Consider the following 12,342-nt stretch of genomic DNA (forward strand, 5'->3'; position numbering starts at 1 on the left):
ATGAGCAAAGTAGCCGTTATTATGGGAAGCACCAGTGATCTTCCCGTTATGCAAGATGCCATCGATATTTTACGTGGATTTGACATTGAAGTGGAAGTGGATATTGTCTCAGCCCACAGAACTCCTGAAAAACTGTTTGATTTTGGCAAAAATGCACACAAAAATGGTTTTTCAGTTATAGTTGCTGGAGCTGGCGGTGCTGCCCACCTTCCCGGTATGGTGGCTTCTTTATCTCCTCTTCCAGTGATTGGCGTTCCTGTAAAAAGTAGCAACTCCATTGACGGTTGGGATTCCGTACTTTCCATTTTGCAGATGCCCGGTGGCGTTCCTGTGGCAACTGTTGCGCTAAATGGTGCGAAAAATGCCGGAATACTAGCTGCACAAATCATCGGTAGTTCAGACAAATGTGTGCTGGACAAAATTGAAGTCTACAAGCAAGGTCTCAAAGAAAAAGTAATCAAAGGAGCAGAAGAGGTTAAAAGCAAGTCTTGATTACCAGTTTTATGTTAAACTACAATGAAATAGGTATTTTATTAGGGTCTTTTGCTGTTGTCATCATTTTTTTTGTTCAAAAAAAAGTGGAAAATCCCTATGGGAAAAGTGTCTGTCGAAGTGCCCGTTTATTATTTGCCCTGTATGCCATTATTTTAATCGCCGTTGAAATCAGATGGTATAGTTTAAAACAACATGCCAAGAGTTTTGATTTGGACCAAAATGGTTTTGTTGACTTATATGAGTACACTGATGATGCCATCAAAGCCATGAACAGAGTCACTAAAAATACAGCAAGGGGCTTCGCTTTTTTAACTGTTGCAATTCTATCTTCAGCTGTATCTTTTGCATTTTTGGTATCGGATTTGGTAGTAACTCATTTTAAACTCAAAAAATTAAAGCAGAAAGAAATCCATGAATAATCCATTGTTGAAACCTTTTAATAAGGCCCCTTTTTCGCAAATTAAAAACGAGCACTTCAAGCCTGCTTTTCTTCAAGCGATTGAAGAAGCCAAAAAAGAAATTGATGAAATTGCCCAAAACTCTGAATCACCCACTTTCGCCAACACTTTAGAAGCGTTGGATTTTTCAGGGCGGCAGTTAGATCGGATTTCCAGTATTTTCTTCAATCTAAATGCTGCAGAAACCAATGAGGAAATTCAAAAAATAGCCCAAGAAGTTTCTCCTCTTTTGTCTGAATTTGGCAATGATATCATTCTCAATAAAGATCTTTTTAAACGGGTCAAGTCCGTCTATGAACGAAAAGAGAATTTAAACCTTACTCCAGAGCAAGAGACATTATTGGAAAAACGGTACAAGAGATTCAGCAGGAATGGTGCTACCCTTAACGAGGAAGATAAAAAGCGACTCCGGGAAATAGATGCTGAACTTTCTCAATTAAAACTCAAGTTTGGAGAAAACGTTTTGGCCGAAACCAATAAATATGAGCTCCTTTTAACCAATGAAGAGGACTTAAAAGGGGTACCTGAAGGAGTCAAGGAAGCTGCTGCCCAATTGGCAAAATCAAAAAACAAGGATGGATGGCTGATTACTTTGGACTATCCTAGCTACATTCCTTTTATGAAATATGCTGAAAACCGAGAATTGCGCAAAAAACTCTCCATGGCTTTTGGCAGCAAAGGTTTTCATCAAGATGAACTGGACAATCAGGAAAACGTGCTTCACATTGTGAAGCTTCGTCATGAGCGAGCTAATTTATTGGGCTACGAAACCCATGCCCATTTTGTCTTAGAAGAACGCATGGCAGAAACTCCCCAAAAGGTGCTTGATTTTCTTAATGAGCTCTTGGAAAAAGCCAAACCAGCAGCAGAAAAAGAGTTTGCAGATCTGGAATCCTTTGCCAAACAATTAGACAATATTCACCAACTTGAAAAATGGGACAGTGCTTATTATTCTGAAAAACTAAAGCAAAAGCTTTTCAATTTGGATGACGAAAAACTAAAGCCCTACTTTAAACTCGAAAATGTGATTTCAGGGGTTTTTAAGGTGGCAGAAAAGTTGTTTGGACTCACTTTCAAAGAGGTTTTTGATGTGGATAAGTATCATGAGGAAGTAAAAACCTATGAAGTGTATGACGAATCAAGCAACTTGGTTTCCTTGTTCTATGCTGATTTTCATCCTAGACCCGGTAAGCGCGGGGGAGCTTGGATGACATCCTACAAATCGCAATACATTTTAAATGGGAAAAATAGTAGGCCGCATGTATCCAACGTATGCAATTTCACCAAACCTACGGCCACCAAACCTTCATTACTCACTTTTAATGAAGTTACCACCCTATTTCATGAATTTGGGCATGGTCTTCATGGAATGTTGGCCAACACCACCTACCCGGGGCTTTCCGGCACTTCTGTCTATTGGGATTTTGTGGAATTGCCAAGTCAAGTCATGGAAAATTGGTGTTATGAAAAAGAAGCCTTGGAACTTTTTGCCTTCCACTATGAAACTGGCGAGTTGATTCCCATGGAGTTGATTCAAAAAATAAAAGAATCTGCCACCTTTCAAGAAGGGATGGCCACGCTTCGCCAATTGAGCTTCGGATTCTTGGATATGGCGTGGCACGGCAAAAACCCAAATCAAATTAAAGATGTAAAAGCTTATGAAACCAAAGCTTTTGAAGGGACCAACCTATTCCCTGAAACTCCAGAAACTTGTATGAGCACTGCATTTTCACATATTTTTCAAGGAGGATATTCATCTGGGTATTACAGTTATAAATGGGCAGAAGTCCTGGATGCCGATGCATTTGCCTATTTTAAGGAAAATGGGATATTCAATAAAGAAATCGCCAATAAGTTCAAGGAGCATGTGCTCTCCAAAGGAGGCACAGAGAACCCTATGGTACTTTACAAACGATTTAGAGGAGTTGAACCAAAAATTGAAGCTTTATTGGAAAGGGCTGGGTTACTCAGGAAAGCTGGATAATTCCTTTTTTTATGCACAACTAAACTGTTAATCTTTCTCTAAAGTCGAAACCCATGATATTTTCGTGATACTTTTTGAAGTCGTTTGTAATGGAAAAACCAGAAATTCATTAACTAAAATCCATTACATTTGGTACTTCTTTGATAGATATGGCATTACACGAACTTCATCCTAATAAATGGGTAGATTTATATGCAGATTACTTGTTCAACTATGCCGTGGCACGAGTAAGTGATGCTGAAATAGCCAAGGACCTGGTGCAAGAAACTTTTTATGCTGGACTTAATTCCGCAAAAAATTATAAAGGAGATGCCGCCGAACGCACATGGCTCATTGCTATTTTAAAAAGAAAGGTGATTGATTATTACCGTAAAATCAATTCCAAAAAAGGAAAAGCTGAAGTTCGCATCAATTACAATACCGATTCCGATGCTGAAGGCGATTGGCTCGAAGAACAAGTTGCAGACCCTTTTAGTAAAGATGGCGATAATGTCCTTGAAAATGAAGAGTTGGGCTCAGCGATTCAGGACTGTATTTCAAAACTGCCGCAAAAACAATCGCAGGTCTTTAAAATGAAGACCGTTCAAGGAATGTCAACAGAAGATATTTGTAATGATTTGGGAATTAACCCGTCCAACTTGTGGGTAATGATACACAGGGCAAGGACAGCTCTTATGGGTTGTTTAAATGAAAATTGGTTTTAACTATGAAGATTTCATGCGAGGATGCTGCACATATTTGTACTAAATCACAGTATAAGGAAGCTAGTTTTTGGGAAATCCTAAAACTTCGCATACATATTTTATACTGTAAGACGTGTGCGAAGTTTTCCAAGCGCAACAAGGCTTTGACCTCACTGTGCGATAATGCAAATTTGAATGTCCTCTCTGAAAGGGAAAAAGAATCCATGAAAAAGGATTTGGAAAAGCACCTCTAAAACACCTTCAATTCTAGCCAAAACAATCCCAACCATACAATAGGGATGCCTTCAACCCAAAAGGATGCAAAATATTTAGATTTTTCATTCCTATGCAAAAATAACGCCAAAACCAAAACAACTCCGAGAACCAATCTCATAATAATTTCAGATTGATGGATTTCATCCTTCAAAAAAGTCAATACGAAGAACAATAACACCAATAACAGCCCTAAACGCTTTGTTTGTCTTATTCCTAAAACCTGAGGCAGTGTTTTCAAATGCTTATCATCCCACTGCAAATCCCTAATTTCAAAGGGCAACATGAGAATCAACACTAAAACAAAACGTTGGAACATAAGTAGCCAAACATCCCATTCCAATTTAAGACTTTCACTTAGCACAGGCAACAACACCGTAAACCCGGTCCAGACCAAGGCTACAACATACACTTTGAATCCTGCCAAACTTCTCAGGTTTTTTGCATGTGGCAACAAAGGGACAGCATAAAATGTTGATAAAAGACCTAAAAGTGCTGTTGCCATCCAAACTTGCTTATCCAAATTCACCAAACAGCATACAGCCGCCCCGAATGATAAAAAGCTAAACAGTTGTATACTTTTATGATAGGTATTGGAAACTATGATGTATTTATGTGCCTCAACTCCATATTTAATGAAATTATAGCAGACTATTGTGCTAAAAAAAATAAAGCCCAATAGCAAAAAGTCCCATGGAATGTTCAACAGATAGCAGGTCGCACAAGTTAGGGCAACCACCGCCAATGCCACATGAATACTGGCATCTAGATAAAAATCAAAAATAAACTTCAGCGTCCTCATTAAACAAAAGTGCCCTACTTACTCCTAAGGTTAATTTTTGGTTAACAACTTTAGTTCAGGACACTTCAAAATTGACTATTTTCATTGAATTAATCCCTAATTTTGTGCACTTTATTGGATTGAACATGAATACAGATGTGTTTGCTGCCAGACATATTGGCATTACGGACAGGGACCTTCCCAAAATGTTGAAAACCATTGGGGTTGAAAATTTGGAACAGTTGATTTATGAGACCATTCCAGATGACATAAAACTTAAAAAACCACTTCATCTTCCTGAAGGGATTAGTGAACATGAGTTTTTGAACCATGTCCACGAACTTTCCCAAAAGAACAAGGTATTTAAAACTTATATTGGATTAGGTTACCATGAATCCCTAACACCATCTGTAATCAAAAGAAATATTCTTGAAAATCCAGGATGGTATACCGCCTATACACCATATCAAGCTGAGATTGCGCAAGGAAGATTGGAAGCCTTGCTCAACTTCCAGACCATGGTGAGCGAACTTACTGGAATGGAATTGGCAAACGCATCTCTTTTAGATGAAAGTACTGCAGCTGCAGAGGCTATGACCATGCTTTTTGATGTTCGTTCCAGACAACAAAAAAAAGAAGGAACAAACAAGTTTTTTGTGTCCGAAGAAATACTCCCTCAAACTTTGAGCCTACTTAAAACCCGTTCCGAACCTCTTGGGATTGAATTGGTCATTGGCAACCACGAAGATTTTGACTTTGCAAAGGAATTCTATGGTGCAATTCTCCAATATCCAGGAAAATACGGCCAGGTTTATGACTATAGTGAATTTGTTCAAAAAGCCAAGGCCAATGAAATCAAAGTGGCCGTAGCTGCTGATATTTTAAGCTTGGTATTGCTTACACCTCCAGGTGAGTGGGGCGTTGATGTTGTAGTGGGTACCTCACAACGATTTGGAATTCCATTGGGCTACGGAGGTCCACACGCTGCATTTTTCGCAACTAAAGAAGACTATAAAAGAAATATTCCCGGAAGAATCATTGGAGTTACCAAAGATACAGATGGTAATCCAGCGTTGAGAATGGCCCTGCAGACTCGGGAACAGCACATTAAAAGAGATAAAGCCACATCCAATATTTGTACCGCTCAAGTCTTGTTAGCGGTCATGGCGGGCATGTATGCTGTTTATCATGGCCCTGAAGGTCTCAAATATATAGCCAATAAAGTTCATGCCTATACCAGAATACTAGCCAAAAGTGTTGAAGAAATGGGACACAAACAACTTAATAGTGCCTATTTTGACACTATTAAGATTAAGGTCTCCAATACAAACAAACTACGTGAACTTACTAAAAATCAAGGTATCAATCTTAATTACATTGATACTCAAACAGTATCCGTCTCACTGAACGAAGCTGTCACTGAACTAGACCTTAAACTTTTGATGTCTTGTTTTGCCAAGTCAACAGAACCTAAAACCGACTCTTCATTTACTGTATACGCTGAAGAAATTATTCCGAGACCTCTACAACGACAAACTCCCTTTTTGGAACATGAGGTGTTCAATACCTATCATTCTGAAACAGAATTGATGCGTTACATCAAAAAACTGGAACGCAAGGATTTGGCATTGAACCACTCCATGATTTCTTTGGGAAGTTGCACTATGAAATTGAACGCTGCTTCCGAGATGCTTCCATTAAGCTGGCCCAATTGGGGAAACATTCACCCTTTTGTTCCACTAAATCAAGTAGAAGGTTATCAAGAAATGCTTCAATCCTTAGAATCGCAATTGAATGAGATTACCGGATTCGCAGCCACATCTTTACAGCCAAATTCGGGAGCCCAAGGAGAATATGCCGGATTGATGACTATTCGCGCTTACCACAAATCCCGAGGTGAAGGACATCGGAATATCTGTATCATTCCAGCTTCTGCACATGGCACCAATCCTGCTTCAGCAGTAATGGCAGGGATGAAAGTGGTGGTCACCAAAACAGATGACAAAGGCAATATTGATGTTGCTGATTTGGAAGAAAAAGTAAAGCTACATGCTGATAATTTAGCTGCACTGATGGTTACCTACCCATCAACACATGGCGTTTTTGAATCATCCATCATTCATATTACCAAGCTTATTCATGAACATGGTGGTCAAGTCTATATGGATGGAGCCAACATGAACGCCCAAGTAGGATTGACCAATCCTGCTACGATTGGTGCGGATGTATGCCATCTCAACCTACATAAAACCTTTGCCATTCCACATGGAGGTGGTGGCCCAGGAGTGGGACCTATTTGTGTTGCCGAACAACTAAAACCATTTTTACCCACTAATCCAGTTGTGGAAACCGGAGGTGAAAATGCTATCACAGCAATTTCTTCCGCACCATGGGGAAGTGCTTTGGTATGCCTTATATCCTATGGATATATTAAAATGCTCGGCTCAAAAGGGCTAACAGAATCAACTAAAATGGCCATTCTGAATGCAAATTATATCAAAGACCGACTTAAGGGCAAATTTGATGTACTTTATTCAGGTGAAAAAGGAAGAGCGGCCCATGAAATGATTATTGACTGTAGGCCATTTAAAACTAATGGCATTGAAGTAATTGACATAGCCAAAAGACTTATGGATTATGGTTTTCATGCCCCAACAGTCTCTTTCCCAGTGGCTGGCACACTAATGATTGAACCTACTGAAAGTGAAAGTTTAGCCGAATTGGATAGGTTTTGTGATGCGATGATTTCCATCCGTACAGAAATTGATGAAGTACACTCCGAAGATTCGAACAACGTTCTCAAAAATGCGCCACATACTTTGGAAATGGTCACAAATGATAGCTGGGATTACCCGTACAGCAGACAAAAGGCAGCATTTCCATTGCCCTATGTCTCTGAAAATAAGTTTTGGCCCAGCATTAGAAGAACAGATGAAGCTTTTGGGGATCGTAATTTAATCTGCACATGCACTCCCATTGAGGCATACGCAGAAATGTAGCGCACATGCTGTAAACATTGATGAATGGCCCCGAATTATTTATCAATTTGATTTACGACTGAGTGTTTAGGCAATAAAATTCAGGTTTGGACATCATACTATTTATTATGCACGCATAATAAACAAGTATCTCCTTGCTACCTTTTATTCTGAAAAACCTCTATATGAAAATAGGCATCACGGGTACGGGCAGCTATATTCCGTCCATAATCACAAAAAACGAAGACTTTCTAGAACACGAGTTTTTGGCAGAAGATGGAGTTTCTTTTGGGAATAACAATTCAATCATTATTGAAAAGTTCAAAGCAATTACCGGAATTGCAGAAAGGAGATATGCCGAAGCCGAACTGAATACATCAGACTTGGGTTACCTTGCCGCTCAAAAGGCTATTGAAGATGCAGGAATAGATCAGGAAGAATTGGGCTATATCATCTTCGCCCATAATTTTGGAGATCTTACCAAAGGTAAAATTCAGGGTGACACACTACCTAGTTTGGCCACTCGCGTGAAACATCTCTTACAGATCAAAAACCCCAAATGTGTTGCCTACGACCTTATCTTTGGATGTCCCGGTTGGATTGAAGGAATGATTCAGGCTACAGCTTATATAAAAAGTGGTATGGCCAATAAATGTTTGGTCATAGGTGGTGAAACCCTTTCAAGAGTTGTAGACCAACATGATAGGGACAGTATGATTTTTTCAGATGGGGCCGGTGCTACTATCCTGGAAGCAAATACAGGTTCAGGAGAAATTTTGGGCCACGCATCTGTAACTTATGCAAATGGCGAAGCTTTTTATCTATTTTTTGATAAAAGCCATAATAGTGAAGAATGTCCAGATACAAGGTACATCAAAATGCATGGTAGAAAAATCTATGAATTTGCCTGTATCAATGTTCCAAAGGCCATGGCAACCTGTTTGGACGAAAGTGGCGTAAGTATTGATGACGTAAAAAAAATATTTATCCATCAAGCTAATGAAAAGATGGATGAGGCCATTATCAATAGATTTTATCGGCTTTATAACAAGGAGGTTCCTAAGGACATCATGCCCATGAGCATCCACAAATTGGGAAACAGCTCTGTAGCCACGGTTCCCACTTTATATGATTTGGTTTTGAGAGGGGAATTGCCCAATCATCAAGTAAAACAAGGAGATGTTGTTATCTTTGCAAGTGTTGGTGCCGGAATGAACATCAACGCCATTGTTTATAGATGCTAGATGTACGAAAACAACTTTCCCAATAAACGCTACAAACATACTTTGGCGTTTTTACAAAAACACATAACTCCTCAAGAATCAATTTTGGATTTAGGGGTGGAAAATCCTTTTTCTGATATCATGAAATCCAACGGATATCATGTTACAAATACCGAAGGTGAGGATTTGGATTTGGAATTCAACTCCATTTTTCAATCAGATGCTGACGTGGTCACCGCCTTTGAAATTTTTGAACATCTTGTGGCGCCATTCAATGTGCTCAAAGAAATCAAATCCAAAAAACTGGTGGCCAGCATCCCAATGCGATTATGGTTTTCATCAGCTTATAGAAGCAAGACCGACCCATGGGACAGGCACTATCACGAATTTGAGGACTGGCAGTTTGATTGGCTCTTGGAAAAAGCAGGCTGGACCATCAAGGATACCGCAAAATGGACCAATCCCACCAAGAAAATTGGTTTTAGACCTTTATTGCGATATTTTACTCCCAGGTACTATATTGTTTACGCAGAGCGATAGCCTATGCGAACCAGCATCGTCATTCCCGCACATAATGAAGCAATCTATTTAAAAGACTGCTTGGATTCCTTTGTTGCGCAAACGCATCTTCCAGATGAAATTATTATTGTGGATGACCATTCAACGGACAATACATTTGCAATTGCTTCTAAATATGCCCAAAATTATCCTTGGATCAAAATTGTCCAACGAAAGTCATCAGATGAACACATTCCCGGAAAAAAAGTAGTAGACGCCTTCAATTTTGGATTGAAACATGCTTCCTCCTATGATTTGATTGGAAAATTTGATGCAGATATTATCCTTCCTCCAAATTACTTCGAAACTATGCTGAACAACTTTCAGTCCAACTGGAAATTAGGGATGTGTTCCGGACTGCTCTACATCAAAAAAGGAGACACATGGGGTTATGAAAATATTGCGGAGAAAGCACACATTCGAGGTCCAATAAAACTTTATCATAAAGCATGCTTCAATAAAATTGGAGGACTAAGGCCAGGTGTTGGTTGGGACACTGTTGATGTGCTATTGTCCCAATTTTATGATTTTGAAACCCTGACTATTCCAGAATTGCATGTCAAACACCTCAGACCTACGGGGCATGGCTACAACACCAAAAATTATCAAGCAAAAGGAGAAGCCCTTTACAAAATGCGTTACGGTATAGCACTTGCCAAAATCGCCGCACTAAAAATGGCCTGGCAGGCCAAAAATCCTTTTCTGTACTTCCAAACTATTCTAGGTTACTTCAAAGCTCTTATTGGTAATGCACCTCGTTATGTAAACAAAAAGGAAGGTGATTTCATAAGAAAGTTTCGGTGGAAAGGAATCTGGTCTAAATTAGCTGGAAAATAAAGTCCCAGATTGTTTTTCTCAATTGAAAATCCTGTTTTGTCAATTGTACAGCTAGACTTCTTAACTGTTAAGGTATTTTTATAATACAATCTTGGTGAAAATAGATGTTGCAAAGGGTTTTGCCAGTTCGAAACAATTTTACCTCCTCATTTTTCAACTTTATTAGAGATGCATAAAATGGTCCATAATTCAACAAAAAAATACTCTAAACTTATGATTGCATGCTTTGTTTTCTTTGTAATTGTATTTTCTATACTGTCTTTAGGAGCAATATTTATTACTGCATATGGCAATGCTTGGAGTCCTTGGTCACAAAGTCCTTTGGAAACTGTATGGGCTGCCAAAGGATTTATTCTTACAACTCTTCTTTCCATAATTGCGCTAATCGGTTTCATACAAGGTAAAAAGTATGGCGTTGTCTGTGGTCTCTCTGTCAGTTTTATAGTTGTCTTTGGAATTATGTTGGTTTTTCTTTTCGGATTAAATGGCCCCATAAATCATATCTTTTTATTGATTTCTATAGTATTGATCCTTGTAGATTTTTTTGCCTTGTACAGCATTTTCCAAATTGAAGATGCAAAAAACCTAAATCTGTACCATTATTTGATCATTGGCTTTTTGACCATCACAACTTTGCTCTCCCTAAGAACATTCTTCTTTATGTAAGAACTGGCATCCTTAACAAGGATCAAATCCTTTATTGTCAGATATATACATCTATTTTTAGTTTCTTTTTCCTATACTTATAATCGATTAATCAATCAAATTAAGTTTATTTTTTTTCAAAAAAGAACTATCCAAAAAAAAGATAAGAATCTGTTAATTCAAAAGTCCTATTCATCAACTTAGACATTCCATTTACTTTCCTCTCAAGTAATTTTAAGAACAAAGCATTTTTTAGGTTTTCATATGGGTTAACCTAAAAATACTGTTCAAAAATAGTGTCGCTATGAAAAATGAAAACTACAACGCAAACTTTTCTGATTTCAACAAATCATCTTTTTTCAAAAAGAGCATTTATAAAGCTATTTTCTTTTTCATACTCACCCAATTCCATTTCATTTTTGCAGAAACACCACCAGGGGCAAGTGAATTTGACGACACAGGATTTATAGAATATATCCCTGGCACTTATCCCATAATAATTTCAATACCCCATGGCGGGCTTTTAGAGCCTGCAACAATTCCCGATAGAAATTGTGCAGGGTGCATTTACGGGAATGACACCTATACACAAGAAATAGGCAGAAGAATAGCTGATTACTTTTTTCAAGAGACAGGCTATCATCCTCATGTGGTGATTAATTTATTGCATCGCAAAAAACTTGATGCCAATAGAGAAATTGGAGAAGGGGCTGATGAACATCCCGTCGGTGAAGAGGCATGGAAAAACTATCAGAATTTTATTGAAACTGCAAAAACTGCGATAATCAATGATTTTGGAAGAGGACTTTTGATAGATTTTCATGGGCACGCACATACGAAAAAAAGAATAGAGTTAGGGTATATCCTAACCAAAACTGATCTCAATCTATCAGATACAGATTTAAACAATAATGCAATAACAAACAAAAACAGCATAAAAAATTTAGTCAATGATAATGAACTGAATCTAAGTCATTCTGAGTTGGTTCGGGGTCCTTTAAGTTTCGGTTCTCTTATATATCAAAAAGGATACCCTGCTGTACCTAGTCCAGATGATCCCTTTCCTCTGCTTACCGATCCTTATTTTAATGGAGGATACAATGTGTTTACCCATGGAGCTTGGAACAGTAGTGAAATTGATGCTTTCCAAATAGAATGTGACCAAAATATCCGTATAAATGGGGGACCAACTGTAAGAGAGGCATTTTCACAATCTTGCGCCATTGCTCTCGCTAAATATATAAGCCTTCATTACGGTGTTGGAATAGCTGATTTTGATGAAGATGGTTCCCCTGGCAACTTAGATTGTGATGATTTCAATGCTGCAGTGAACCCTAGCGCAACAGAGATACCGTACAATGGCATCGATGATGACTGTGACCCCAATACTCCAGATGATGACATGGATGGGGACGGATTTGGCAATG

The 12,342-nt window shown here is 38.6% G+C and carries 12 protein-coding genes; 11 read left to right on the top strand and 1 reads right to left on the bottom strand.

What is annotated here, in order from left to right; genetic code table 11:
* The 5 genes from purE (at position 1) to HJC33_RS16515 (ending at position 3,874) form a co-directional block, all read left to right on the top strand.
* Positions 1-492, top strand: a complete 492-nt coding sequence (gene purE, locus HJC33_RS16495) for a 5-(carboxyamino)imidazole ribonucleotide mutase (RefSeq protein WP_171659945.1) — start codon at positions 1-3, stop codon at positions 490-492.
* Entirely contained in the window at positions 489-914 is a 426-nt protein-coding gene (locus HJC33_RS16500) for a hypothetical protein (RefSeq protein ID WP_171659946.1), read from the top strand. Before purE ends, HJC33_RS16500 begins: the two co-directional genes overlap by 4 nt.
* The gene (locus tag HJC33_RS16505) at positions 907-2,937 is read left to right on the top strand and encodes a M3 family metallopeptidase (RefSeq protein ID WP_171659947.1); all 2,031 of its coding nucleotides are present in this window, start codon (positions 907-909) and stop codon (positions 2,935-2,937) included. The genes HJC33_RS16500 and HJC33_RS16505 overlap by 8 nt, the downstream gene beginning before the upstream one ends.
* A gap of 149 nt (positions 2,938-3,086) precedes the next feature.
* Positions 3,087-3,641 (top strand): sigma-70 family RNA polymerase sigma factor, encoded by a 555-nt coding sequence (locus HJC33_RS16510; protein ID WP_171659948.1) that lies wholly within the window; start codon positions 3,087-3,089, stop codon positions 3,639-3,641.
* 2 nt (positions 3,642-3,643) lie between these two features.
* Complete coding sequence (locus HJC33_RS16515) at positions 3,644-3,874, top strand: hypothetical protein (RefSeq protein WP_171659949.1); 231 nt, start codon at positions 3,644-3,646, stop codon at positions 3,872-3,874.
* Here HJC33_RS16515 and HJC33_RS16520 read toward each other — a convergent pair.
* Positions 3,871-4,695 (bottom strand): UbiA prenyltransferase family protein, encoded by an 825-nt coding sequence (locus HJC33_RS16520; RefSeq protein WP_171659950.1) that lies wholly within the window; start codon positions 4,693-4,695, stop codon positions 3,871-3,873. The genes HJC33_RS16515 and HJC33_RS16520 overlap by 4 nt on opposite strands.
* 125 nt (positions 4,696-4,820) lie before the next feature.
* On the opposite strand from HJC33_RS16520, the gene gcvP reads away from it, so the two are divergent.
* The 6 genes from gcvP to HJC33_RS16550 all read left to right on the top strand — a co-directional run.
* Positions 4,821-7,673 (top strand): aminomethyl-transferring glycine dehydrogenase, encoded by a 2,853-nt coding sequence (gcvP, locus tag HJC33_RS16525; RefSeq protein ID WP_171659960.1) that lies wholly within the window; start codon positions 4,821-4,823, stop codon positions 7,671-7,673.
* A 164-nt stretch (positions 7,674-7,837) separates the two neighbouring features.
* Complete coding sequence (locus HJC33_RS16530) at positions 7,838-8,896, top strand: 3-oxoacyl-ACP synthase III family protein (RefSeq protein WP_171659951.1); 1,059 nt, start codon at positions 7,838-7,840, stop codon at positions 8,894-8,896.
* On the top strand, positions 8,897-9,415 hold the full coding sequence (locus HJC33_RS16535) for a class I SAM-dependent methyltransferase (protein ID WP_171659952.1): 519 nt from the start codon (positions 8,897-8,899) through the stop codon (positions 9,413-9,415).
* Between the two features lie 3 nt (positions 9,416-9,418).
* Positions 9,419-10,270 carry a glycosyltransferase family 2 protein gene (locus HJC33_RS16540; protein WP_171659953.1) on the top strand — a complete coding sequence of 284 codons (852 nt, stop codon included), beginning with the start codon at positions 9,419-9,421 and terminating at the stop codon, positions 10,268-10,270.
* Positions 10,271-10,483: 213 nt separating this feature from the next.
* The gene (locus tag HJC33_RS16545; RefSeq protein WP_171659954.1) at positions 10,484-10,936 is read left to right on the top strand and encodes a hypothetical protein; all 453 of its coding nucleotides are present in this window, start codon (positions 10,484-10,486) and stop codon (positions 10,934-10,936) included.
* Positions 10,937-11,219: 283 nt separating this feature from the next.
* The coding region (locus tag HJC33_RS16550; protein ID WP_216366724.1) for a putative metal-binding motif-containing protein at positions 11,220-12,342 on the top strand (1,123 nt) is incomplete at its 3' end.

This window comes from Flagellimonas amphidinii (genome assembly GCF_013090115.1).
GTDB classification, from domain to species: Bacteria; Bacteroidota; Bacteroidia; order Flavobacteriales; family Flavobacteriaceae; genus Flagellimonas; species Flagellimonas amphidinii.

What these genes read in the sequence shown, in the direction of transcription:
- purE (WP_171659945.1), top strand. Translation starts at nt 1, where the DNA reads ATGAGCAAAGTAGCCGTTATTATGGGAAGCACCAGTGATCTTCCCGTT.
- HJC33_RS16505 (WP_171659947.1), top strand. Translation starts at nt 907, where the DNA reads ATGAATAATCCATTGTTGAAACCTTTTAATAAGGCCCCTTTTTCGCAA.
- HJC33_RS16530 (WP_171659951.1), top strand. Translation starts at nt 7,838, where the DNA reads ATGAAAATAGGCATCACGGGTACGGGCAGCTATATTCCGTCCATAATC.
- HJC33_RS16535 (WP_171659952.1), top strand. Translation starts at nt 8,897, where the DNA reads ATGTACGAAAACAACTTTCCCAATAAACGCTACAAACATACTTTGGCG.
- HJC33_RS16540 (WP_171659953.1), top strand. Translation starts at nt 9,419, where the DNA reads ATGCGAACCAGCATCGTCATTCCCGCACATAATGAAGCAATCTATTTA.
- HJC33_RS16520 (WP_171659950.1), bottom strand. Translation starts at nt 4,695, where the DNA reads ATGAGGACGCTGAAGTTTATTTTTGATTTTTATCTAGATGCCAGTATT.
- HJC33_RS16515 (WP_171659949.1), top strand. Translation starts at nt 3,644, where the DNA reads ATGAAGATTTCATGCGAGGATGCTGCACATATTTGTACTAAATCACAG.
- HJC33_RS16510 (WP_171659948.1), top strand. Translation starts at nt 3,087, where the DNA reads ATGGCATTACACGAACTTCATCCTAATAAATGGGTAGATTTATATGCA.
- gcvP (WP_171659960.1), top strand. Translation starts at nt 4,821, where the DNA reads ATGAATACAGATGTGTTTGCTGCCAGACATATTGGCATTACGGACAGG.
- HJC33_RS16545 (WP_171659954.1), top strand. Translation starts at nt 10,484, where the DNA reads ATGATTGCATGCTTTGTTTTCTTTGTAATTGTATTTTCTATACTGTCT.